Annotated in this window: 22 protein-coding genes and 1 riboswitch; of the genes, 11 read left to right on the forward strand and 11 right to left on the reverse strand. The window is 73.1% G+C overall.

Annotated elements, in window-relative coordinates:
• The first annotated feature begins 142 nt into the window (after nt 1-142).
• From RCG67_RS00560 to RCG67_RS00575, 4 genes are read left to right on the forward strand one after another with little or no spacing between them, the layout of a single operon-like run.
• The gene (locus RCG67_RS00560) at nt 143-1,114 is read left to right on the forward strand and encodes an SDR family NAD(P)-dependent oxidoreductase (RefSeq protein ID WP_368824361.1); all 972 of its coding nucleotides are present in this window, start codon (nt 143-145) and stop codon (nt 1,112-1,114) included.
• An 11-nt stretch (nt 1,115-1,125) separates the two neighbouring features.
• Complete coding sequence (locus RCG67_RS00565) at nt 1,126-2,019, forward strand: amidohydrolase family protein (protein WP_368824362.1); 894 nt, start codon at nt 1,126-1,128, stop codon at nt 2,017-2,019.
• On the forward strand, nt 2,016-3,212 hold the full coding sequence (locus RCG67_RS00570; protein ID WP_368824363.1) for an acyl-CoA dehydrogenase family protein: 1,197 nt from the start codon (nt 2,016-2,018) through the stop codon (nt 3,210-3,212). The genes RCG67_RS00565 and RCG67_RS00570 overlap by 4 nt, the downstream gene beginning before the upstream one ends.
• A gap of 46 nt (nt 3,213-3,258) precedes the next feature.
• On the forward strand, nt 3,259-3,735 hold the full coding sequence (locus tag RCG67_RS00575) for a MaoC family dehydratase (RefSeq protein ID WP_368824364.1): 477 nt from the start codon (nt 3,259-3,261) through the stop codon (nt 3,733-3,735).
• A 366-nt stretch (nt 3,736-4,101) separates the two neighbouring features.
• On the opposite strand, the gene RCG67_RS00580 is transcribed toward RCG67_RS00575, so the two are convergent.
• From RCG67_RS00580 to RCG67_RS00630, 11 genes are all read right to left on the reverse strand, one after another.
• On the reverse strand, nt 4,102-5,283 hold the full coding sequence (locus RCG67_RS00580; RefSeq protein ID WP_368824365.1) for an NAD(P)-dependent malic enzyme: 1,182 nt from the start codon (nt 5,281-5,283) through the stop codon (nt 4,102-4,104).
• Between the two features lie 212 nt (nt 5,284-5,495).
• Nucleotides 5,496-6,116: a superoxide dismutase gene (locus tag RCG67_RS00585; protein ID WP_058873344.1), complete on the reverse strand. Its 621-nt coding sequence runs from the start codon at nt 6,114-6,116 to the stop codon at nt 5,496-5,498.
• Between the two features lie 116 nt (nt 6,117-6,232).
• Nucleotides 6,233-6,763, reverse strand: a complete 531-nt coding sequence (locus tag RCG67_RS00590) for an SRPBCC family protein (protein ID WP_368824366.1) — start codon at nt 6,761-6,763, stop codon at nt 6,233-6,235.
• A gap of 422 nt (nt 6,764-7,185) precedes the next feature.
• On the reverse strand, nt 7,186-8,493 hold the full coding sequence (locus RCG67_RS00595; protein ID WP_368824367.1) for an MFS transporter: 1,308 nt from the start codon (nt 8,491-8,493) through the stop codon (nt 7,186-7,188).
• Entirely contained in the window at nt 8,490-8,870 is a 381-nt protein-coding gene (locus RCG67_RS00600) for a DMT family transporter (protein WP_368824368.1), read from the reverse strand. The genes RCG67_RS00595 and RCG67_RS00600 overlap by 4 nt, the downstream gene beginning before the upstream one ends.
• Nucleotides 8,860-9,177, reverse strand: a complete 318-nt coding sequence (locus RCG67_RS00605; RefSeq protein ID WP_368824369.1) for a DMT family transporter — start codon at nt 9,175-9,177, stop codon at nt 8,860-8,862. Before RCG67_RS00605 ends, RCG67_RS00600 begins: the two co-directional genes overlap by 11 nt.
• 4 nt (nt 9,178-9,181) lie before the next feature.
• On the reverse strand, nt 9,182-11,137 hold the full coding sequence (locus RCG67_RS00610; protein ID WP_438612624.1) for an amylosucrase: 1,956 nt from the start codon (nt 11,135-11,137) through the stop codon (nt 9,182-9,184).
• Nucleotides 11,138-11,582: 445 nt separating this feature from the next.
• Complete coding sequence (locus RCG67_RS00615; protein WP_368824370.1) at nt 11,583-12,521, reverse strand: ABC transporter substrate-binding protein; 939 nt, start codon at nt 12,519-12,521, stop codon at nt 11,583-11,585.
• A gap of 41 nt (nt 12,522-12,562) precedes the next feature.
• Nucleotides 12,563-13,234: an ABC transporter permease gene (locus tag RCG67_RS00620; protein WP_368824371.1), complete on the reverse strand. Its 672-nt coding sequence runs from the start codon at nt 13,232-13,234 to the stop codon at nt 12,563-12,565.
• Nucleotides 13,231-13,905, reverse strand: coding sequence for an ABC transporter permease (locus RCG67_RS00625; RefSeq protein WP_368824372.1), 675 nt, complete (start codon nt 13,903-13,905; stop codon nt 13,231-13,233). Before RCG67_RS00625 ends, RCG67_RS00620 begins: the two co-directional genes overlap by 4 nt.
• A complete protein-coding gene (locus RCG67_RS00630; RefSeq protein WP_368824373.1) occupies nt 13,902-15,011 on the reverse strand; it encodes an ABC transporter ATP-binding protein in 1,110 nt (369 codons plus the stop codon). The genes RCG67_RS00625 and RCG67_RS00630 overlap by 4 nt, the downstream gene beginning before the upstream one ends.
• A 118-nt stretch (nt 15,012-15,129) precedes the next feature.
• Here RCG67_RS00630 and RCG67_RS00635 point away from each other — a divergent pair, with 118 nt between their 5' ends.
• The 7 genes from RCG67_RS00635 to RCG67_RS00665 all read left to right on the forward strand — a co-directional run bounded on the left by RCG67_RS00635 (nt 15,130) and on the right by RCG67_RS00665 (nt 23,841).
• Entirely contained in the window at nt 15,130-15,657 is a 528-nt protein-coding gene (locus RCG67_RS00635; RefSeq protein ID WP_058873335.1) for a 2'-5' RNA ligase family protein, read from the forward strand.
• 47 nt (nt 15,658-15,704) lie between these two features.
• Nucleotides 15,705-15,941 (forward strand): DUF6953 family protein, encoded by a 237-nt coding sequence (locus RCG67_RS00640; RefSeq protein WP_058873334.1) that lies wholly within the window; start codon nt 15,705-15,707, stop codon nt 15,939-15,941.
• 236 nt (nt 15,942-16,177) lie between these two features.
• Nucleotides 16,178-16,280: riboswitch (glycine riboswitch) on the forward strand.
• Between the two features lie 150 nt (nt 16,281-16,430).
• Nucleotides 16,431-19,301, forward strand: a complete 2,871-nt coding sequence (gene gcvP, locus RCG67_RS00645) for an aminomethyl-transferring glycine dehydrogenase (RefSeq protein WP_368824374.1) — start codon at nt 16,431-16,433, stop codon at nt 19,299-19,301.
• Nucleotides 19,302-19,353: 52 nt separating this feature from the next.
• Nucleotides 19,354-20,475 (forward strand): glycine cleavage system aminomethyltransferase GcvT, encoded by a 1,122-nt coding sequence (gene gcvT, locus RCG67_RS00650; protein WP_368824375.1) that lies wholly within the window; start codon nt 19,354-19,356, stop codon nt 20,473-20,475.
• A gap of 67 nt (nt 20,476-20,542) precedes the next feature.
• Entirely contained in the window at nt 20,543-20,920 is a 378-nt protein-coding gene (gene gcvH, locus RCG67_RS00655) for a glycine cleavage system protein GcvH (RefSeq protein ID WP_058873331.1), read from the forward strand.
• Nucleotides 20,917-22,287, forward strand: a complete 1,371-nt coding sequence (gene glyA / locus RCG67_RS00660) for a serine hydroxymethyltransferase (protein ID WP_368824376.1) — start codon at nt 20,917-20,919, stop codon at nt 22,285-22,287. The genes gcvH and glyA overlap by 4 nt, the downstream gene beginning before the upstream one ends.
• A gap of 123 nt (nt 22,288-22,410) precedes the next feature.
• A complete protein-coding gene (locus RCG67_RS00665; RefSeq protein ID WP_368824377.1) occupies nt 22,411-23,841 on the forward strand; it encodes an L-serine ammonia-lyase in 1,431 nt (476 codons plus the stop codon).
• Nucleotides 23,842-23,848 lie beyond the last annotated feature (7 nt).

The raw sequence follows: 23,848 nt of genomic DNA on the forward strand, positions 1-23,848 counted from the left end.
CGTGCCCTCAGCATAGATGGAACTTCTTAACCATTGACATTTTCAACGAATAGCGGTGGAATGGGGACGAACCCGGAGCAGTGACGGGCGTCACCCCGTCCGCTGCCGACCAGCGAAGCACCGTCAGCGAAGGAGCCATCCCATGGCACAGGACAGCACCACCTCCCCGAGCACCGCCCCTCTCGCCGGCAAGGTCGCCGTCGTGACCGGCTCCGGCCAGGGCCTGGGCCTGGCCTACGCCCAGGAGCTCGCCCGCCAGGGCGCCGCCGTCGTGATCAACGACGTCGACCAGGCGACCGCCGAGAACGCCGTCGCCTCCATCACCGCCGCCGGCGGGCAGGCCGTGGCCGTCGTCGCACCCGTGGGCTCCACCGAGACCGCCACCGCCCTCGTCGACGGCGCCGTGGAGGCCTTCGGCCGCCTCGACGTCCTCGTGGCCAACGCCGGCGTGCTGCGCGACAAGTCGCTGCTGAAGATGACCGACGAGGACTTCGACCTCGTCATCCAGGTGCATCTGCGCGGCACCTTCACCTGCGCCCGCGAGGCCTACCGGTACTTCAAGGAGAACGGGGTCCCCGGGCGGATCATCACCATCGGCTCCCCCACCGGCCAGTACGGCAACTTCGGCCAGACCAACTACGCCGCCGCGAAGGCCGGGATCGTGGGCATGGTCCGCACCTGGGCCCTGGAGATGAAGAAGGCCGGCGTCACCGCCAACGCCGTCATTCCCGTGGCCGCCACCGCCATGACCGAGACCATCCCGTTCTTCGCCTCCGCCGTCGAGGCCGACCGCCGCGGCGAGCCCATGCCGGACTTCTTCCGCAAGGACCTCGGCTTCGGCAACGCCGCCGACGTCGCCGGCCTGATCGCCTACCTCGCCTCCGACGACGCCGCGCAGATCACCGGTCAGGCCATCGGCGCCGGCGGCGACCGGCTCCAGGTCTTCAGCCACCCCCGCCCCGTGGTCACCGAGTACCGCGACGGCGGCTGGAGCTTCGAGGCCCTGCGCGAGGCGTTCCCCGCGCTCATCGAGGGCAGCCTCCAGCCGGTCGGCGAGACCCTGCCGCCGCTGCCGGAGGAGCTCAAGCCCGAGTCCGCGACCCCGCAGTCCTAGGAGGCACCGGCATGCGCTACGAATACGGTCTCGACCTCGCGTCCCTGGACGCCATCGACATGCACGTGCACATCGAGTGCTCCGACCACGGGCACCCGTCCCTGCCCCCGGCCCTGACCGAGGCCTCGGCCAAGTACTTCAAGTCCGAGGACCGCTCCCCGTCCCTGGACACCATCGCCGAGCGCTACCGCGAGTGGAGGATGGCCGCCGTCGTCTTCACCGTGGACGCGACCACGGCCCTGGGCCACGAGCCGAACTCCATCGAGGAGATCGCCGAGGGCGCGGCCCGCAACAACGACGTGCTGATCCCCTTCGGCTCCGTGGACCCGCTCCAGGGGCAGACGTCGGTGGAGCGGGCCAAGAAGCTCGTCGAGGAGCACGGCGTCAAGGGCTTCAAGTTCCATCCGTCCCTGCAGGGTTTCGATCCCTCCGACGAGCGGTTCTACCCGCTCTACGAGGCGATCCAGGCCCTGGGCGTGCCGGCCCTGTTCCACACCGGGCAGAACGGCATGGGCGCCGGACTGCCCGGCGGCGGCGGGATCAAGCTGGCCTACTCCAACCCGCTGCTGCTGGACGCGGTGGCCGCGGACTTCCCCGAGCTGCAGGTCATCATGGCCCACCCCTCGGTGCCGTGGCAGGAGGAGGCCAACTCCATCGCCACCCACAAGGCCAACGTGTGGATCGACCTCTCGGGCTGGTCCCCCAAGTACTTCCCCGAGTCGCTGGTGAAGGCCTCCAACCGGATGCTCCAGGACAAGGTGCTCTTCGGCACCGACTACCCGCTGATCACCCCGCAGAAGTGGCTCGGGGCCTTCGAGCAGCAGTCCTTCGCCGACGAGGTCCGGCCCAAGATCCTCAAGGACAACGCGGTGCGCCTGCTGGGCCTGGACGGGGCGCGGGCATGAGCTCGCAGCCCGGGCCGACCCGCCTCTACGCCGACTGCGACCCCTACGGGATCGAGGAGAAGCTGACCGAGGCCGAGAAGGCGCCCCTGCGCCGGCTGCGCCGGGTGCTCGAGGACGAGGTGCGGCCGCTGCTGGCCGAGTACTGGGAGGCCGGGGAGTTCCCCTACCAGGTGGCCCCCTCCCTGCACGCCCTCGACCTCATGACCCCGCCCGAGCTCACGGCCGGCGGCGAGCAGCCCCGGTCCCTGTACCACGGGTTCCGGATCTTCGAGCTGGCCCGCACCGACGCCTCGGTCGCGACGTTCTACACCGCCCAGGCCGGGCTGTTCCGCACGGCCTGCCGCGTGGGCGGCACACGCAAGCAGTTCGCGCAGTGGGACCCGAGGATCACGTCCTTCGAGATGACCGGGGTGTTCTGCCTGACCGAGCCCGAGCACGGCTCCGACATCGCCGGCGGGCTGGCCACCACGGCCCGGCGCGAGGGCGACGAGTGGGTGCTGACCGGCGCCAAGCGCTGGATCGGCGGCGCCTTCACCGCCGACCACCTGGCCGTCTTCGCCCGCGACGAGGCCGACGGGCAGGTCAAGGGGTTCCTCGTGGACCGCGAGGCCCCCGGCGTGCGGCTGGAGAAGATCGCCGGCAAGACGTCCCTGCGGATGATGCAGAACGCCGACATCCACCTCGACGGCGCACGGGTGCCCGAGTCCATGCGCCTCGGGAACGTGAACTCGTTCAAGGACGTCGCCGCGATGCTGCGCGCCATGCGCTCGGACGTCGCGTGGATCGCCACCGGCATCCAGGCCGGCGCCTACGAGGCCGCGCTGCGCTACGTGCGGGAGCGCGAGCAGTTCGGCCGCCCGATCGGCGGCTTCCAGCTCGTCCAGGAGAAGCTGGCGCGGATGCTCGGCAACGTCACCGCGTCCCTGACCATGGTCGCCGGGCTCGCCGAGCGGCAGCAGGAGGGCGTCTACCGGGACGAGGACTCCGCCCTGGCGAAGATGTGGATCAGCCTGCACATGCGCGAGACCGTCGCCCTGGCCCGGGAGCTCGTCGGCGGCAACGGCATCACCCTGGCCCACGACGTCGCCCGCTTCCACGCCGACGCCGAGGCCGTCTACTCCTACGAGGGCACCCACGAGATCAACGCGCTCGTGGTCGGCCGCTCGATCACCGGGCGGAGCGCGTTCGTCTGAGCCGCCCCGCAGCACACACCACGGACACCACCACGGAGGACACGCCATGACCGAAGCACGGACCCAGCCCCAGACCGTCGTCGCCTTCGACGAGGTCAAGAACCTCGTCGGCAAGAACCTCGGGCACTCCGCCTGGCGCGAGATCACCCAGGAGCAGGTGAACACGTTCGCCGACGCCACCGACGACCACCAGTGGATCCACGTGGACCCCGAGCGCGCCAAGGACGGCCCGTTCGGCGCCCCGATCGCCCACGGCTTCCTCACCCTGTCCCTGCTCATCCCGATGTGGTCCGAGCTCTTCGACGTCACCGACGTGAGGACCAAGGTCAACTACGGGCTCGACAAGGTCCGCTTCACCTCCCCCGTCAAGGTCGGCTCGCGGATCCGGATGACCGTGACCATCACCGACGTGCAGGAGGTCAAGGGCAACGGCCTGCACCTGGTGGCCGACGGCACGATCGAGATCGAGGGCGAGGAGCGTCCCGCCGTGGTCGCCACCTTCCTCAACCGGTTCTACGCCTGAGCGCACCGGAGCCCTGACCCGTGCGGGCCCGGGCGACCACGTCCTTCCGTGGTCGCCCGGGCCCGCACGGGCGTCCCGCCCCGCGAGGCACCACGGATGCCCCGCCCCGCGAGGCGCCACAGATGGCCTGCCCCGCGAGGCACCACGGGTGTCCCGCCCCGCGAGGCGCCACAGGTGCCCTGCCCCGCGAGGCGCCACAGGTGCCCTGCCCCGCGAGGCGCCACAGGTGCCCTGCCCCGCGAGGCGCCACAGGTGCCCTGTCCCGCGAGGCGCCAAGGGTGTCCTGTCCCGCGAGGCGCCACAGATGTCCTGTTCCGCGGGCCCGCACGGGTGTCGAGTTCCGCGGGGCCACCGGTGCGGAGCGGATCAGACGGCCGTGGTCTCCTGCACGCACGCCGCCACGGCCTGTGCCACGGCCGGGGCCACGCGGGGGTCCAGGGCCGAGGGCACGATGTGCTCGGCGGTCAGGCCGTCCTCGGCGGCGATCGCCGCGATCGCCTGCGCGGCCGCCAGCTTCATGACAGGGGTGATCCGGGCCGCCCCGGCGTCCAGGGCCCCGCGGAAGATCCCGGGGAAGGCCAGCACGTTGTTGATCTGGTTCGGGAAGTCCGACCGGCCGGTGGCCACCACGGAGGCGTACTTCGCGGCGACCTCCGGCATGATCTCCGGGTCCGGATTGGCCAGGGCGAACACGATCGCGTCGGAGGCCAGCTCGGTGAGGTACTCCTCGGGGACCGTCCCGCCGGAGACCCCCACGAACACGTCGGCGCCCTCCAGGGCGTCCTTGGGCCCGCCGATGAGCCCGCGCGGATTGGTCCGGGCCGCACAGCCGGCCTTGATCGCGTTGAGGTCGTCGCGCTCCCGCGAGACGATCCCGCGGGAGTCCATCAGCACCACGTCCTCGATCCCCTGGGCCAGCAGGATCTCGGTGATCGCGATCCCGGCCGCCCCGGCACCGGCGATCACCACCTTGAGACCGGCCAGGTCCTTGCCCACCAGGGCCGCGGCGTTGAGCAGGGCGGCCAGCACGACCACGGCGGTGCCGTGCTGGTCGTCGTGCATCACCGGGATGTCGAGCTCCTCGATCAGCCTCGCCTCGATCTCGAAGCAGCGCGGGGCGGAGATGTCCTCGAGGTTCACCGCCCCGAAGGACGGGCGCAGCAGCTTGACGGTGCGCACGATCTCGTCGACGTCCTGGGTGTCCAGCACGATCGGGATCGAGTCCAGGTCCGCGAAGGTCTTGAACAGGGCGGCCTTGCCCTCCATCACCGGCAGGGACGCGGCCGGGCCGATGTCCCCGAGCCCGAGCACCGCGGAGCCGTCGGAGACCACGGCCACCAGCCGGCCGGCCCAGGTGTGGGTCCCCGCCATGACGGGATCGGCGGCCACCGCCCGGGAGACCTCGGCGACCCCGGGGGTGTAGGCGATGGACAGGTCCCGGCGGGTGGCCAGCGGGGACTTCGAGACCACGGAGAGCTTCCCGCCCTCGTGGGAGCGGAAGATCTCCTCGGACGTGATCGGGCCGGGCTGCTGGTTCTCGTCGGTCATGCGCGTTCCTCGTGCTCTCGTCGTTGAGTGCGAACAGGGTCCCGGCCATTGTGCCCCACCGGGGGGACCCGGTTCCCGCTCGTGTGACGCCCCGCGCCCCCGCGGTGCCCGGACGGCGCAGAGCCCCGGGACCGCACAGAGCCCCCGGACCGTGCGGTCCGGGGGCTCTGCTCGCGGGTCGGGCTCGCGGCGCCGACGGTGCGGGGTGGGGATCAGATGATGGACCGGCCCCCGGTGCGCGCCTTCTCGAAGCGCTCCTGGACGTCGGCCCAGTTCACGATGTTCCAGAACGCCTTGACGTAGTCCGCCTTGACGTTCTGGTAGTCGAGGTAGAACGCGTGCTCCCACATGTCCAGCTGCAGCAGCGGGATGGTGGCGACCGGCACGCCGTTCTGCTGGTCGTACATCTGCTCGATGACCAGGTTGCCGCCGACGGGCTCGTAGGCCAGGATCGCCCAGCCGGAGCCCTGGATCGTGGTGGCCGCGGAGGTGAAGTGGTCGCGGAAGGCGTCGAAGGAGCCGAAGTGGTCCTCGATCGCCGCGGCGAGCTCACCGGTCGGCTTGTCGCCGCCCTCCGGGGAGAGGTTCTGCCAGAACACCGAGTGGTTCACGTGACCGCCCAGGTTGAACTGCAGGTCCTTGGACAGCTTGGCCGCCGCGGCGCCGTCACCGTTCGCGCGGGCCTCCGCCATCTTCTCCAGGGCGGTGTTGGCCCCGGCCACGTAGGTGGCGTGGTGCTTGTCGTGGTGCAGCTCCATGATCTTCGCGGAGATGTGGGGCTCGAGCGCCGCGTAGTCGTAGGGGAGATCGGGAAGGGTGTACTTCTCGGCCATAGGAGAGTCCTTTCGATAGCTGTCGTGTGGTTCCACCCTCGTCCCGCGCGCGAGCGGGGGTCAAGGAGGTTCCGCCACCAGCGTACGGTGCGCTCCCGGGCGCACGGGGCCGGGGCTCAGAAGAAGTCCGGCGGGCTCTCCAGCGGGCAGCGGGGCGGATCGGGGGTCAGCTGGGACGGGACCGTGAACTCGTAGTCGCCCGTCTCGATCATCCGCCGGAGCGTCTCCAGGGCGTTGCGGGCGCTCCGGCGGGCGGTCGGCTCGAGCAGGGGCCAGAGCCAGGCCTTCGACTCCGTGAACCGTCCGTCCACCACCTTCTCGATCCTGGTGCCCCCCTCCACCTGTTCCCAGGTGATGGTGACGAGCAGGTCCACCAGCCCCCTGGTGGTGCGCATCCCCAGGCGCCGGCCCGGGACGTGGTCGGAGACGATGTTGACGAAGCCGAAGCGGAGGGGACCGACGCGGACCGTGGACTCGATCGACGTGCCGAGCTGGAGCACCGCCGTGCTGACCTGGTAGTTCCGCTCCGGGATCGGGTTCCAGCGGCGCAGGCACCCGGGGTCGAGCAGGAAGCGCTCCACCAGCGGCGGATCCGCCGCGACCACCGCGGTGTCCACGAGCCGGAACGTCGTGGCGCCCGTCAGCACCGCGATCCCTGTTCCCCGGTCGGGTCCGCTCCCGGCTCGGACGGGCGTCGCGCACGGACGGATCGAATTCGCATGTGCATACAACTATCCCACCCGCGGTCCACCGCGCCACTCCCCACCGCGTGCACAGGGGGTGGAGAACGTTGTCCACAGGTGTGGAGGAGCGTGTGCAAAGATCGAACACGTGTACGCCCTGCTCGCCCGGGATCACGCCGCCGCAGGTGAGAACGGGTTTCACAGAGTGTTCTCCGCCGTAATTCCACGGATGGAAGTTATCCACGCTGTGGACAACGCCTGTGGAGAAGCTGTTGAGAAGGCCGGAGCCGGACGTCACGGAGAGTCGCACAGGGCCTCCCGGCCCGCCGGAACGGGAACGTCACCGGGCCGGGATCCGGCGGGAGCACCCCCGGACGGGGGACGTCCTAGCGGCGTGCGCGCGAGCGCACGAGGACGGCGAGCCCCGCGCAGGCCAGGTAGCCGGCGAGCACCACGGCCCAGCCCACCGCGAAGGAGCCCGTGAGCTGGAGCAGACCGCCGAGGACGAGCGGGCCGGCGCAGAAGCCGCCGTACAGGCCCATGGTCACCACGCCGGTGGAGGCCCCCACCCGCTCGGCGGGCACGGCGCGCATCGCCCCGGACATCACCACCACGCTCACCGCGAGCGCCGCGCCTCCGTGCAGGACGGCCGCCGGCCACACCGCCCAGCCGAGTCCGGGGTGCAGGGGCGCCAGGATCAGCACCACGGCGCTCGCGGCGGCCCCCAGGGCCATGCCGGCGAGCAGGACGAAGCCGTCCGCGCGCGGGCGGTCCATCACGCGGGCCCACAGCACGCGCGAGGCGATGCCCACGAGCGCGGAGACGGACACGGTGGCCCCGGCGGTGACGACGTCGAGGCCCAGCTCCCGGTGCGCGTACAGGGGCAGGTAGACATTGGCGGCCTGGGCCCCCAGCCCCGTGAGGGCCGCGGCCGCCGCGTACGCGCGGACGACGCCGGGCATCGGGGGCCGCGCCGGCCGGGAGGGGGGCGCCGGCGCGCTCCGGGAGCGGCGGGCGGCCCAGGACCGGAGGGGCGCCCAGGAGGTGAGGGCCGCCCGGGTCCGGGACCGCGGTGCCGTCCCGGACCGGGACGCCGTCCGGGACGCGCGTCCCGCCGGGGTGCCCGCGTGGTTGTCGGGGACCGTCCACCAGCCGTGCACGAGCAGGAGCAGCACCACGCCCACCGCCACCAGGACGGCGGTGCGCCAGCCGAGCAGCAGGCCGAGCGCGGGGAAGGTCAGGCCCGCCACGAGCTGCGAGGCCTGCACGCCGGCCTGCTTGATCCCGAGCCAGCTCGCACGCCGTGCGGCGGGCACGTGCAGGCGGATGAGCCGGTTGGTCGCCGGATTGGCCATGACCTGCCCGAGCCCCGACAGCACCATGGCCAGGAGCAGCACGGTGTAGCCCGGCGCGGCGGCGGTGAGCAGCATGGCCAGCGCGGCCCCGCCGAACATCACGACCAGCAGGGTGCGGGCGGTCAGCCGGTCCGCCCAGCGGCCCGTGCGCACCGCGGTGAGGGCGGCCACGAGGAAGGTCGTGGTGGCGAGCAGCCCGAACTGCGTCTCCGTGAGCTGCAGGTCCTGGATCACGAGGGGGCTCATCGCGGAGAGGCTGTGGGTCAGCAGCGGGCCCACCGCCATCGTGGCGGTGAGCACGAGCATGAGGTGTGCGCCCGCCCCGCGGTCCCGGCTCACCCGTCCTCCGCCCCGGCCGGCCGGTCGGCCGCGTGCAGGCCCACGACGCACGCGACGATCCCCGCCAGGAAGAGGGCTTTCGCCCAGGAGAGCTGCTCCTGCCCGGTGCCGGCCGCCCACGCGACCGTGAGCACGGCGCCGATGCCCGTCCACACGGCGTAGGCGGTGCCCATCGGCACCACCCGGGCGGCGCGCGCCAGGGTGAGCATGCTCAGCACGAGGGACACGGCGAACAGCAGGCTGGGGCCCGGCCGGGAGAAGCCCTCGGCCGCCCCGAGCGCGGTGGCCCAGACCGCCTCCAGGACCCCGCTGACCACCAGCAGGGTCCAGGCGCGGGCGCGCCGGTCCCGCACGGCCGGCCCGGGCTCAGCCGACAACCTTGAGCCCGATCACGCAGCCGACGATGCCGAGCACCAGCAGGATCCTGAAGGGGGTCGCGGACTCACGGCCGGTCAGCATCGACCAAGCCACGGTCAGGGCCGCGCCGATGCCCACCCAGACGGCGTACGCCGTGCCCGTGGGCAGCTCGGCCATGGCGTAGGCCAGGCCGGCCAGGCTCACGGCGACGGTCACGACGAACACCGCGGCGGGCACGGGACGGCGCAGCCCGTCCGAGGCCGCGAGCGCGGAGGCCCACACCGCCTCGAGGACGCCCGAGAGCACCAGCACCAGCCACGCGCTCACGGGGTCAGTGCTTCGGGACCACGCGGATCCAGAGGAACCCGTGGGCGTCGAGCAGCAGTCCGTGCCGCAGGTCGAGCTCCGTGTTGCCGTGCAGCTCGACGGCCTGGGGCAGGAACCCGGAGAGGGTCTCGCCCGTGACGAACTGGGACCAGTCGGAGAAGTTGGCCAGGCACAGCACCACGGTGTTGCCGCCGGGGCGCTGGTAGCCGAGCACGTGGGGATTGCGCGAGTCGAACGGGACGAGCGTGTTGCCGTCGAACTCCGGGGAGTTCCGGCGCAGCTCGACCATCCGGCGGATGCCCCCGAAGATCCGGCCCTGCACGGAGAACAGCTCGTGGCGGCGCTCGTAGTCCTGGACGGGCCGCGGCGGGCGGTGCACCCACCGGGCGTCGCCGGCGTGGGCCGGGTCCTCGTTCCAGGCGGGGTCGTTGAGCTGGCCGACCTCGTCCCCCAGGTACAGGAGGGGGACGCCGCCGGTGCTCATCGCGACGGAGTGCGCGAGCAGGACGCGGTCCACCGCGGGCCCCGGGTCCTCGGCGAGGCCGAGCAGGGACGCCGTGGTCCCGCACACGCGGCAGTCCCCCGTGCGGGGGTTCTCCTGGAACGGGACGCCGTCCGCGAAGCTGCCGGGGTGGCGTCCGGTGTAGAAGGCGTTGAGGAAGCGGCGGTGGTCGTGGCCGTCCACGCCGAGCCGGGCGGCGTCCTCGTCCGAGAACGTCCAGCCGATGTCGTCGTGGCCGCGCACGTAGTCCACCCACGCCGTGCCGGGCGGGAGGGCGTGGCGCTCCTCGAGGGCCTGCGCCAGCAGCTTCGGCTCCCGGGTGGCCATCGCCTCCCAGGTCAGGGCCATCTGCAGCGGGTTGTACGAGAGCTGGCACTGGCCGGGCTCGATGTACCGGGCGACCTCGTCCGGGTGGACGATCGCCTCGGACTTGAACAGCACGGCCGGCGCGGCGATCCGGCACAGCGCGTTGTAGGCGCGCAGCAGCACGTGGGCCTGGGGCAGGGACTCGCACGTGGTGCCCAGCTGCTTCCAGATGAACGCGACGGCGTCCATGCGGAGCACCTCGACGCCCTGGGCGGCGAGGAAGAGCAGCTCGGCGGCCATCGCCCGGAAGACGGCGGGATTGGTGTAGTTGAGGTCCCACTGGAAGGAGTAGAAGGTGCTCCACACCCACCGGGGGTCCTCCTCGGTGGCGCGGATCCGGGTGAAGGAGCCGGGGTGGTCGTCCGGGAAGATCTCCCGGGTGGTGCGCTCGAACTGCTCCGGGACGGTGCGGTCCGGGAAGATCCAGTAGTAGTCCTCGTACTCCCGCTCCCCCGCGGCGGCCCGGCGCGCCCACTCGTGCTCGTCGGACGTGTGGTTGAAGACGAAGTCGAGGACCAGGCTGATCCCGTTCCGGCGCAGCTCGCGGCTCAGCTCGGCGAGCTCCTCCATGGTCCCGAGCGCCGGATCCACGCGGCGGTAGGACGAGACCGCGTAGCCGCCGTCCGAGTTGCCCTCCGGCGCCTCGAACAGGGGCATGAGGTGGAGGTAGGTGAGACCCAGCTCCCGGAAGTAGGGGATCTGCTCGCGGATCCCCTGCAGGTTCCCCGCGTACCGGTCCACGTAGCAGACTCCGCCGAGCATCTGCCGGGCGCCGAACCACGCGGGGTCCTGCTCGCGCCGCGCGTCCAGGGCCTTGAGGTCGTCGGGGCGCTCGGCCCACGAGCGGGCCAGCTGCAGCCCGAGCCCGGTCAGCTGTTCCAGGAAGTCCTCGCGGTGGCCGTAGACCTCGGCGAAGAGCAGCGTCAGCCGGGGGAAGTGCTCGTCGAACCGGCGGTCGAAGTCCGCCCACCCCGTGCCCGGCAGGTCCGCCGGCCGGCCCTCCTGCACCTTCTGGCGTACGCACGCGGTGATCACGCGTGCCTGGTTCTCCGGCGACAGGCCCGGGATCCCGGGCGTACTGGTGTTCGGCACACTGCTCCTTCGGTCGTCCACCCCTGGGGTGAGGCGGTCTCCGAACTCGAGATCCTCCTTGACGACGAGCCCTCGGATGGTCTGGATCCTGTCCCCCGCCGGCGGGCGGGAGCGGTCCGCCCCTCAGCATACTGATGCGCCCCCGGCTTTTCACCGGATGACCGGGCGTGCCTCCACATCCCTGTGCACAGAGTTGTCCACAGGTGTGGACGAGTCCTGGGGACACTGTGGAGCGGGCCCGCCGGCGCCGCGCCGTCGCGGGCCGGCCGACCGCCCGGGCCCCCGGGACGGACCGCTGTGCGTGTGGAGAACCCTGTGCAGCGCGGCCGCCACGGCGGCGTCGTCGCCGGCCGCGGCAGCGGCCCCGCACGCCGACGGGCGCGCCCGGCCTCCGTGCCCCGGTGGCGCGGCCGCCCGGGGCACGGGGCGGCTCCGGCGGCCGGGCTCAGTAGCCGTTGGCGGCGAGCCACTCCTCGGCGGCGGCGGCCGGGCTGACCGGCTGGTCGCCGCTGACCTTGCGGTTCAGGTCGATGAGGTCCTCGGTGCTGAGCTTGCCGGACAGCTCGTTGAGGGCGTCCACCGCCTCCTGGGGCAGCCGGTCCGCCGCGGCCAGCGGCAGGACCTGCTGGGCGATGAAGTTGTTCTCCGGGTCCTCCAGCACCACGAGGTCGTTGTCGGCGATCGCCGGGGTGGTGGTGAAGATGTCGGCGACGTCCACGTCGCCGTTGAGCAGGGCCTCGACGGTCAGGGGGCCGCCGCCGTCGTTGATCGGCTCGAAGGAGGCCGGCACGCACCCGTAGTTCTGCTCGAGGCCGTCGAGGCCGTAGGCCCGCTCCGCGAACTCGGGCGGACCGGCGATCACGAGCTGGTCGCAGACCTCGGCCAGGTCGGCGATGCTCGTCAGCCCGTACTGCTCGGCGGTCTCCGGGGTGACCACCATCGCGTCCTTGTTCTGCGCCTCGGCCGGCTCCAGCACGGTGAGCCCCTCCGGGAGGGCGTCCGGCAGAGCGTCCATGATCTCCTCGGCGGAGCTCGCGGTGGCCTCCGGGTCCGCGAAGAGCAGCAGGTTGCCGGAGTAGTCCGGGACCACGTCCACGGACCCGTCCTGCACCGCCCCCACGTAGGCCTCGCGGGCCCCGATGCCCAGGGACGTCTCCGTCCCGACCCCGGCGGACTCCAGCGCCCCGGCGTAGAGCTCGGCCACGATCTGGCTCTCCGGGAAGTCCGCCGAGCCCACGGTCACGGTCTCGGTGCTGCCCTCCTCGGAGCCCCCGTCCCCGGCGAGGGGGTCGCCGCCGCCTCCGCAGGCGGTGAGGCCCAGGAGCAGAGCGGCGCCCGCGGCGGGGGCGGCGGCGCGGCGGCGGAGCGCGGGAGCGGTGGTCATGGTGGTTCTCCTGTCGGTCGGTGGCACGGGAGGTCGGGCGGTCAGGGGGCGGCCAGGCGCAGCCCCGGCGAGGTGGACAGCCGCTGCGCCAGCGCCAGGACGGCGTCCACGGCCAGCGCGAGGACCGCCACGAGCACCACGGAGCCGAGCATGCGGTCGTAGTCGCGCACCGCGAGGCCGTCGATGAGGTAGCGGCCGAGGCCGCCGAGGTTGATGTAGGCGACCACGGTCACGGTCGCCACGACCTGCAGGGCGGCGTTGCGGATCCCGCCCAGGATCACGGGCAGCGCGTTGGGCACCTCCACGCGGGTCAGCACCTGGCTCCCGGTCATCCCCATCGCCGCCCCGGCGTCCTTGAGGGCCGGGGACACGTTCGCGATCCCGGCGTAGGTGCCCGAGAGGATCGGCGGGACGGCCAGCAGGACGAGCGCGATGATCGGCGGCACCAGCCCGAGCCCCAGCAGCAGGGTGAAGAGGGTGAGCAGGCCCAGCGTGGGCAGGGCGCGCAGCGCACCCGCCAGGCCGACGACGACGCCGGACCCGCGCCCCGTGTGCCCCACCCACAGGCCCAGCGGGACCGCCACGGCCAGGGCGACGGCCAGGGTCATGCCGCTGTACGTCAGGTGCTCGAGGAGCCGGGCGGGGATGCCGCCGGACCCGGACCAGTTCTCGGGGTCGGTCAGCCACGCCAGGGCGGTGCCGAAGAGGCTCATGCGACCGCCCCCCGGCGCACCCGCGGGACCGGGGCCGCGCCCGCCCGCTGCCAGCGCGTCAGCGCGTGGCCGGCCCCCCGCAGCACGAGGTCGATGAGCACGGCCAGGACCACGGTCAGCACGATGCCGACCGCGATCTCCTCGAGGATGGACCGGCGCAGCCCGTCGGTGAACAGGGTGCCGAGGGACTGCACCCCGATGACGGCGCCCACGCTGACCATGGAGATGTTGCTGACGGAGGCCACCCGCAGCCCGGCGACCAGCACCGGCACGGCGAGCGGCAGCTCGACCGCGAAGAAGCGCCGCAGCGGGCGGTAGCCCATCGCGGTCGAGGCCTGCAGGACGTCCCGGTCCACGGACTCGAAGGCGTCCACGGAGGAGCGCACCAGGATGGCCACCACGTAGATGGTCAGCGCCACGACCACGTTCACCACCGAGGTGATCTGCGTGCCGAGGACCAGGGGCAGCACCACGAACAGGGTCAGCGACGGGATCGTGTAGAGCAGCGAGGAGCCCGTGACGAACACCGGGCGCAGCGTGCGGTTGCGGGCCGCGAGCCGGGCCACCGGGACCGCGATCAGCGCGCCGAGCAGCAGCGGCAACACCGACTGGACGAGGTGCGTGCCCGTGAGCTCCAGGACGTAGGGCCAGTTCCGGCTCGTCCAGTTCATCGGGGCGCCCGTCCGCCGAGCCGCGCGTCCTCGATGGCCGCGATGATCTCCCCCGGCTGCATGATCCCGACCGCCCGGCCGGCCTCGTCGACGACCACGGCCAGGCCGGACGGCGAGGACAGGGCCGCGTCCAGGGCGCTGCGCAGGGAGCTGCCGGGCCGGTGCAGGGTGCCGCCGACCACGGGGTCGTCCTCCGCGCCGGGCCGCACCCAGCCGCGCGGGGCGCCGTCGTCGTCGATCCGCAGCGTCCACCCGTCGGGGACGGGACCGTCCCCGGCCCCGGCCACGCCCGGCGCGCCGTCCGGGCGCACGGTGGCCACGGGGTGCACGGGGATGTCGTGGGCCGAGTCGAAGGTCAGCGAGCGGAAGCCGCGGTCCCGGCCCACGAAGTCCGCCACGAAGTCGTCGGCGGGCGCGCGCAGCAGCTCCTCCGGAGTGGCGTACTGCGCCAGCCGGCCGCCCGTGGCGAAGACGGCCACCCGGTTGCCGAGCAGGATCGCCTCGTCGATGTCGTGGGTGACGAACACGATGGTGCGGTGCAGGCGGTGCTGCAGGTCGAGGAGCTCCCGCTGCAGCTCCTGGCGCACCACGGGGTCCACGGCGGAGAACGGCTCGTCCATCAGCAGGACCGGCGGGTCGGCGGCCAGCGCCCTGGCCACCCCCACGCGCTGCTGCTGCCCGCCCGAGAGCTGGGAGGGATAGCGGGTCCCCAGGGCCTCGTCGAGCCCCACGGTGGCCAGCAGCTCACGGGCCCGCTCCCGCGCCTGCTTCTTCGGCACGCCGTTGAGCCGCGGGACGGTGGCGATGTTGTCCACCACGGTCCGGTGCGGCAGGAGCCCCGACTGCTGCATGACGTAGCCCATGGAACGCCGCAGCTCGTGGGCCGGCACGGACGTCACGTCCCGGCCCTCCACCGTGACGGTGCCGGAGGTCGGCTCCACCATGCGGTTGATCATCCGCAGGGACGTGGTCTTCCCGCAGCCCGAGGGCCCCACGAACACGGTGAGCGACCCGCGGGGGATCTCGAGATCGAGGGCCTCGACGGCCGTGGTCCCGTCCGGGTACGTCTTGCCGGCGCCCGCGAAGCGGATCGCGATGTCGGTCATGGAGGTCCTCCCGTTGCCGTCCGGCCAGTATAGGCAAGCGCTTCGGACGCCCCGCTAGACTCGCGCCCACCGGAGCAGCACCCGCGGGGGCTCCGGCCGACGCGCGAGGAGGTGGACGATGCACAGCCTGGAGCTGCTGCTCGGCGAGGACGCCGAGGCGGCCGTGCGCGCCGACTGGGACCGGCTGACCGCGGCGGGGCTGCCCAGCTCCGGCCGGCACCGCTCCGAGTCCAACCGGCCCCACATCACCCTGGTGGCCGCACCGTCCCTGGCCCCGGAGACCGTGCCGGGGATCGACGAGCGGGTCGCCGCGGCCGCCGGGTTCGTGGACCTGCCGCTGGCCAGCGCGGGCGTGCTGCTGTTCGGCCCGGGCCGGGGCGGCTACGTGGTGGTCCGGCAGGTCGTGACCACCCCCGAGCTGCTCGAGCTGCACCGGCGGGTCTGCGACGCCGTGGGCGCGGTCCCCGGGCAGGCGCGCACCTCGCAGCCCGGTGCCTGGACGCCGCACGTCACCCTGGCGCGCCGGATGCGCCCGGAGCAGGTGGCGGCCGCCCTGGACGTCCTGGCCCCGCACCCCGAGCCGCTGCGCGCGGTGGCCCTGCGCCGCTGGGACGCGGACGCCCGCACCGTGGTGCAGCTGGCCTGAGCGCCGGACCGGGAGCTCGGCGGCGCGGACCCGCGTAGGCTCGGGGCATGACGAGCGCACAGGACATCGCCGACTGGATGATCGACCGCATCCGGACGGAGGGACGGCTGTCCCAGGACCAGGCTGTCCAGGACATCCCCGAGACCTTCGGGCCGGAGTGGGTCCGGACCCTGGAGAACGGCCACACCGGGATCAGCAAGGAGGTCCTCGCGGCGTTCCGCAAGACCCACGGCGGCACGGTGCAGTGGGACCGCGACCGCCGCTTCTGGTCCGTCCGGGGCTGAGCCGCCGGGCGCCTTCCCGGGGCCGGGGCGGCCCGCGGCGGCGTCCGGCCGACCCGCCGGGCACGAGCCCGCAGGACGGGGCCCGCGGCGCCCGCCGCGGGCCGCACCGCGTGCTCGAGGAACCCCGCCGCGGGCCGCACCGCGTGCTCGAGGAACCCCGCCGGGGACCGCCCCGGCCGCGTGACGGTGGACACCCCTTTCCGGGTCCGGCTATCCTGGGGTACAGAAGACGCCCATGAACTGTGGTGGGAGAGTCCTGCCGGTGCACCACGACCGGCGGGCGCCGTAGGAGCAATTCCTCCCCAGGAAACTCTCAGGCCCCTGTACCACCACGGTTCGGCAACTCTGGAAAGCAGCCCGGCGCGCGTCGCCGGTCTCACCGACGGTGCAAGCGGCCCCCGGCCGCGGAATCTCTCAGGTCCCAGACAGAGCGGGGAGGAACTCGAACCGATCCACGCCGGCCTGGCGTGCAGCACCCGGGAGTTCCTCATGACGATCCAGCTCGACACCACGTCCTCCACCACGGTCTTCGCCGACCGGCACATCGGTGCCGGCTCCGACGCCGTCCGCACCATGCTCGACCGGGTGGGCCGCGCCGACCTCGACGACCTGTCCGACGCCGCCGTGCCCGCCGACATCCGGCAGAGCGCCCCGCTGGACCTGCCGGAGGCGCTCAGCGAGCAGGAGGTGCTCGAGCAGCTGCGCGCCTTCGCGGACCGCAACACCACCGCCGTGCAGATGATCGGGCAGGGCTACTACGACACCCACACGCCCCCGGTGATCCTGCGCAACGTGCTGGAGTCCCCGGGCTGGTACACCGCCTACACCCCCTACCAGCCCGAGATCTCGCAGGGGCGCCTGGAGGCGCTGCTGAACTTCCAGACCATGGTCGCCGACCTCACGGGGCTGCCGGTGGCCAACGCCTCGCTGCTGGACGAGGCCACGGCGGTGGTCGAGGCCGTGCTTTTGATGCGCCGGGCCAACAAGGCCCGCGGCAACGGCGCGATCGTCGTCGACGCCGACACCCTGCCGCAGACCCTGGCCGTGGTGCAGGCCCGCGCCGAGGCGCTGAACTTCGCCGTGCAGGTCGTGGACCTGTGCGAGGGGCTGCCCGAGGGCGAGATCACCGGCGTGGTCCTGCAGCAGCCCGGGGTCTCCGGGCGGGTCGTCGACCACGCCGCGGTGATCGCCGAGGCCAAGGAGCGCGGGGCGATGGTCACCGTCGCCGCCGACCTGCTGGCCCTGACCCTCATCACCCCGCCCGGCGAGCAGGGCGCGGACATTGCGGTGGGCTCCTCCCAGCGCTTCGGCGTCCCCCTGTTCTTCGGCGGCCCGCACGCCGCCTACATGGCGGTGCGCACCGGCCTGGAGCGGAACCTCCCCGGCCGCCTGGTGGGCGTCTCCAAGGACGCCACGGGCCGGGCGGCCTACCGGCTGGCGCTGCAGACCCGCGAGCAGCACATCCGCCGGGAGAAGGCCACCTCCAACATCTGCACCGCCCAGGCGCTGCTGGCCGTCGTGGCCGGCATGTACGCCGTGTACCACGGCCCCGACGGGCTGAAGGCCATCGCCCTGCGCGTGCACGAGCGCGCCCGGACCCTGGCCACCGTGCTGCAGGGGGCCGGTCACGAGCTCGTCGCGGAGCAGTTCTTCGACACCCTCACCGTGCGGGTCCCCGGCCGGGCCGACCAGGTGGTCCGCGCGGCGGAGGCCCGCGGCGTGAACCTGCGCCACGTCGACGCCGACCACGTCGGGATCTCCTGCGACGAGGCGACCACGGAGCAGCACCTCGTGCTCGTCGCCGAGGCCTTCGGCGTGGCGGACGCGGCCGCGGCCGTCGCCGCCGGGCCGCGCGGGCTCGAGCTGGACGCGGGACTGCGGCGCAGCACGGAGTTCCTCACCCACCCGGTGTTCTCCACCCACCGCTCCGAGACGCAGATGCTGCGCTACCTGACGCGCCTGGAGAACCGGGACCTCGCCCTCGACCGGACGATGATCCCACTGGGCTCCTGCACCATGAAGCTCAACGCGACCGCCGAGATGGCCGCCATGAGCTGGCCCGAGTTCGCCTCGATCCACCCGCTGGCCCCGGCCCACCAGACCACCGGCTGGCGCGAGCTGATCGCCGACCTCGAGTCCCGCCTGGAGGAGATCACCGGCTACGCGGCGGTGTCCCTCCAGCCCAACGCCGGCTCCCAGGGCGAGCTCGCCGGCCTGCTGGCCATCCGCGGCTACCACCGGTCCCGCGGCGAGGAGCAGCGCACCGTCTGCCTCATCCCGGCCTCGGCCCACGGCACCAACGCCGCCTCCGCGGTCCTGGCCGGCATGAAGGTCGTCGTGGTGAAGACGGCCGGCGACGGCACGATCGACCACGCCGACCTCGCCGCCAAGATCGAGGCCCACCGCGAGCAGCTGGCCGCCATCATGATCACCTACCCCTCCACCCACGGGGTCTACGACGCCGACGTGCGCCAGGTCTGCGACGCCGTCCACGAGGCCGGCGGCCAGGTGTACCTCGACGGGGCCAACCTCAACGCCCTGGTCGGCCTGGCCCAGCCGGGGAAGTTCGGCGGGGACGTGTCCCACCTGAACCTGCACAAGACCTTCTGCATCCCGCACGGCGGCGGCGGACCCGGCGTCGGGCCCGTGGCCGTGGCCGCCCACCTGGCCCCCTTCCTGCCCGGCGACGCCACGGGCACCGGGACCGCCGGTGCCGCCGGCGCCCCGATCTCGGCCACGATGTTCGGCTCGGCCGGCGTGCTGCCGATCTCCTGGGCCTACATCGCGATGATGGGCGGCGACGGGCTCACCCGGGCCACGCAGACGGCGCTGCTGACGGCGAACTACGTCGCCTCCGCGCTGGACGAGCACTTCCCGGTGCTCTACACCGGCAACAACGGGCTGGTCGCCCACGAGTGCATCCTGGACCTGCGGGCGCTCACGGCCCGCACCAAGGTGACCGCGGAGGACGTGGCCAAGCGGCTGATCGACTTCGGCTTCCACGCCCCGACCCTGTCCTTCCCGGTGGCCGGGACCCTGATGGTGGAGCCGACCGAGTCCGAGGACCTGGCCGAGATCGACCGGTTCATCACCGCGATGACCACCATCCGCGAGGAGATCGAGCAGGTCGCCCGCGGCGAGCTCACCGCCGAGGAGAGCCCGCTGCGCCACGCCCCGCACACCGCCGAGGTCGTGGCCGCGAGCGACTGGGACCGCCGCTACTCCCGCGAGCAGGGCGCGTTCCCCGTCCCGGAGCTGCGCCAGGACAAGTACTTCCCGCCGGTCGGCCGCATCGACGGCGCCGCCGGGGACCGCAACCTGGTCTGCTCCTGCCCGGCCCCCGAGGCCTTCGAGAACTGATCCGGCGCCGCACCGCCACGGACTGCACCGCACCTTCATGAGAGGCACCGACATGAGCGTCAGCACCACCTCGAGACACACCGCCCTGCACGACGAGCACGCCGCGCTGGGGGCGTCCTTCACGGACTTCGGCGGCTGGGACATGCCCCTGAAGTACGGCTCCGAGCTGGCCGAGCACCGCGCCGTGCGCGGCGCCGCCGGCCTGTTCGACCTCTCCCACATGGGCGAGATCCGGGTGACCGGCCCGGACGCGGCGACCTTCCTGAACACGGCCCTGGTGGGCAACCTCGCCGCCGTCGCCGTGGGCCGGGCCAAGTACTCGCTGATCTGCACCCCCGAGGGCGGGATCATCGACGACCTGATCAGCTACCGGCTGGCCGAGCACGAGTACCTGGTGGTGCCCAACGCCGGCAACGCCCCGACCGTGCTCGCCGCCCTCCAGGAGCGGGCCGCCGGCTTCGACGTCACCGTGGCCGACGAGTCCGCCGGGACCGCGCTGGTCGCCGTGCAGGGGCCGTCCGCGCAGGCGGTCCTGCAGGAGCTGGTCCCCGCCGAGCAGCAGCAGCTGGTCGCCGAGCTGAAGTACTACTCCGCCGCACCGGCCACCGTCGCGGGGATCGACGTGCTGCTCGCCCGCACCGGCTACACCGGCGAGGACGGCTTCGAGCTCTACGTGCCCGAGGACCGGGCCGTGGCGCTGTGGCGGGCGCTCCTGGAGAGCGGGCAGGGCCACGGGCTGATCCCCTGCGGGCTCGCCTGCCGCGACTCCCTGCGCCTGGAGGCCGGGATGCCGCTCTACGGCCAGGAGCTCACCCGGGAGCTCACCCCCTACGAGGCCGGGCTCGGCCCGATCGTCTCCTTCAAGAAGGAGGAGGACTTCGTGGGCCGCACCGCACTGGAGGCCCGCAAGGCCGCCGGGGCGGAGCGCAAGCTGGTCGGCCTGCGCGGCGCGGGCCGGCGCGCGGCCCGCGGCCACTACCCGATCAGCGTGGACGGGGAGGTCGTCGGCGAGGTCACCTCGGGGGCGCTGAGCCCGACCCTGGGCTACCCCATCGCCATGGGCTACGTCGACAACGCGCACGCCGAGCCGGGCACGGAGGTGCAGGTCGACCTGCGCGGCAAGCCGGCGCCGTTCGAGGTCGTGTCCCTGCCCTTCTACCAGCGCGGGCAGTGACCCGGCCAGCGCCGGCACCCCGTTCCACCACCCGTCGTCGTCCCCTCCTGCTGAAAGGCTCCCGATCATGAGCACCATCCCCTCCCACCTGCGCTACTCCGCCGAGCACGAATGGGTGGACGAGTCCTCCCCCGTGAAGGTCGGCCTGTCCGCGGTCGCCGTCGACGCCCTCGGCGACGTCGTCTACCTCGACCTGCCCGAGGCCGGCGCCACCGTCACCGCCGGCGAGGTCTGCGGCGAGGTGGAGTCCACCAAGTCCGTCTCGGAGCTCTTCGCCCCGGTCTCCGGCACCGTGGCGGAGGTCAACGCGGCCGTCGTCGACGAGCCCGGTCTCGTGAACTCGGACCCGTACGGCGAGGGCTGGCTGTTCACCGTCGAGGTCACGGAGGAGGGCGAGCTGCTCACCGCCGAGCAGTACGCGCAGGCCCAGGAGGAGCAGGCATGAGCGCACAGCCGGGAACGCGGCAGGACGCCAGGACCCTGGACGCGGACCTCGCCGAGCTCGACCCCGAGATCGCCGCGCGGATCGACCAGGAGCTCGGCCGGCAGCGCGAGGGCCTGGAGATGATCGCCTCGGAGAACCACACCGCCGTGGCCGTGATGCAGGCCCAGGGCTCCGTGCTGACCAACAAGTACGCCGAGGGCTACCCGGGGCGCCGCTACTACGGCGGCTGCGAGCACGTGGACGTGATCGAGCAGCTGGCCGTCGACCGCCTCAAGGACCTGTTCGGCGCCGGCTTCGCGAACGTCCAGCCGCACTCCGGGGCGCAGGCCAACGCCGCGGTCATGCACGCGCTGATCAAGCCCGGGGACACCATCCTGGGCCTGAACCTCGCCCACGGCGGGCACCTCACCCACGGGATGAAGCTCAACTTCTCCGGCAAGCTCTACCAGGTCGTGCCCTACGGGGTGTCCGAGGACGACCACCGGGTCGACATGGCGGAGGTCGCCCGGCTCGCCCGGGAGCACCGCCCGCAGCTGATCATCGCCGGCTGGTCCGCCTACACGAGGCAATTGGACTTCGCCGCCTTCCGTGCCGTCGCCGACGAGGTCGGGGCCTACTTCATGGTCGACATGGCCCACTTCGCCGGCCTCGTGGCCGCCGGGCTGCACCCCAGCCCGGTGCCGCACGCCCACGTGGTCACCTCCACCACCCACAAGACCCTCGGCGGGCCCCGCGGCGGCCTGATCCTGTCCAACGAGGCCGAGATCGCCAAGAAGCTCAACTCGGCGGTGTTCCCGGGCCAGCAGGGCGGGCCCCTGGAGCACGTGATCGCCGGCAAGGCCGTGGCGTTCAAGATCGCCGCGACCGAGGAGTTCCGCGCCCGGCAGGAGCGCACCCTCGAGGGCGCCCGGGTCCTCGCCGAACGCCTCCTGTCCCCGGACGTGGCGGCCGCCGGGATCAGCGTGGTCAGCGGCGGCACCGACGTGCACCTGGTCCTCGTGGACCTGCGGGGCTCGGCGCTGGACGGCCGGCAGGGCGAGGACCTGCTCGCCCAGGTCGAGATCACCGTCAACCGCAACGCCGTGCCCTTCGACCCGCGCCCGCCGATGGTCACCTCGGGACTGCGCATCGGCACCCCCGCGCTGGCCACCCGCGGCTTCGACGCGGAGGGCTTCGCCGAGGTCGCCGACATCATCGCCGAGACCCTCATCGCAGGGGCGAACGCCGCCGCCGAGGGTTCCGGAGCCGAGGACACCGGGACGGCGAGCGCCGATCCGGCCGTGCTGTCCGACCTCCGGGCACGCGTCCGGAAGCTGGCCGCGGACCACCCGCTGTACCCGGGGCTGGCCCCGCTGAGCGAGGGCTGAGCAGGAGCCGCACCCGGGCACCACCGAGGACCGTGGTGCGGGCCGGGCCCCGGCCCGCACCACGACCGTTCCACCCACCCCGCCCCGCACCGGGGCACCACCCTCCTTTGGAGCATCACCGTCATGGCCATCAGCGTCTTCGAACTGTTCACCGTGGGCATCGGCCCCTCGAGCTCCCACACCGTCGGCCCCATGCGCGCCGCACGACGCTTCGCCGAGACCCTGACCGGGGGCGACCTGCTGGAGCGCACCGCGGACCTGCGCGTGGACGTCTACGGGTCCCTGGCCGCCACCGGCCGCGGTCACGGCACCTTCACCGCGATCCTGCTCGGCCTGGAGGGCTACGACCCCGAGACCGTCCTGCCCGACGAGGTGGACGAGCGGCTCGCCGACCTCGCCGCCACCGGGACGCTGCGGCTGTGCGCGGCCCTCGGGCGGCGCAAGGACATCCCCTACCGCGTCGAGGACATGGTGCAGCACCCGCTGACGGTCCTGGAGCGGCACACCAACGGCGTGCGCTTCCAGGCCCTGGACGGCGCCGGCGCCGTGCTGGCCGACGAGACCTGGTTCTCCGTGGGCGGCGGGTTCATCGTCCAGGAGGGCGAGGAGGACGCCGCCGCGGCCGACCTGGACGCCGCCAGCGCCCAGGTGCCCCACCCCTTCCGCACCGCCGGGGAGCTGCTGGCCCACTGCGAGCGCACCGGCCTGCCGATCAGCGGGGTGATGCTGGCCAACGAGAGGACCTGGCGCGGCGAGGACGAGATCCGGCAGCAGCTGCTGCACATCTGGGCCGTGATGGAGGAGTGCAAGGACTCCAGCCTGCGGCGCACCGGCCCCCTGCCGGGCGGGCTGAACGTCGCCCGCCGCGCCCCCGAGTGGCACCGGCGGCTGCGCACCGAGGACCCGGACCGTGATCCCGGCTTCTGGCCCGAGTGGGTGAACCTCGTGGCCCTGGCGGTCAACGAGGAGAACGCCTCCGGCGGGCGCGTGGTCACCGCCCCCACCAACGGGGCCGCCGGCATCATCCCGGCGGTGCTGTTCTACGCCACCCACTACTCCCCCGCGGCCCGCGCCGCCGCCGCGGAGGGCCCCGAGGCGCTCGAGGCGGCCAGGCGCGACATCGTGGTCCGCTTCCTGCTCACCGCCGGGGCGGTCGGGGTGCTCTACAAGGAGCAGGCCTCGATCTCCGGGGCGGAGGTCGGCTGCCAGGGCGAGGTCGGCTCCGCGTCCTCGATGGCGGCCGGCGGCCTCGCCGAGATCCTGGGCGGGACGCCCGCCCAGGTGGAGAACGCCGCGGAGATCGCCATGGAGCACAACCTCGGGCTGACCTGCGACCCGATCGGCGGACTCGTGCAGATCCCCTGCATCGAGCGCAACGCGATCGCCGCGGCCAAGGCGATCAACGCGGCCAAGATGGCGATGTGGGGCGACGGCACCCACCGGGTCAGCCTCGACGAGGTCATCGTGACCATGCGCGAGACCGGCAAGGACATGAGCCACAAGTACAAGGAGACCGCCCTGGGCGGACTCGCCGTCAACGTCGTGGAGTGCTGAGCCCGTC

Source organism: Kocuria cellulosilytica, from assembly GCF_040981245.1.
Taxonomy (GTDB): domain Bacteria; phylum Actinomycetota; class Actinomycetes; order Actinomycetales; family Micrococcaceae; genus Kocuria; species Kocuria cellulosilytica.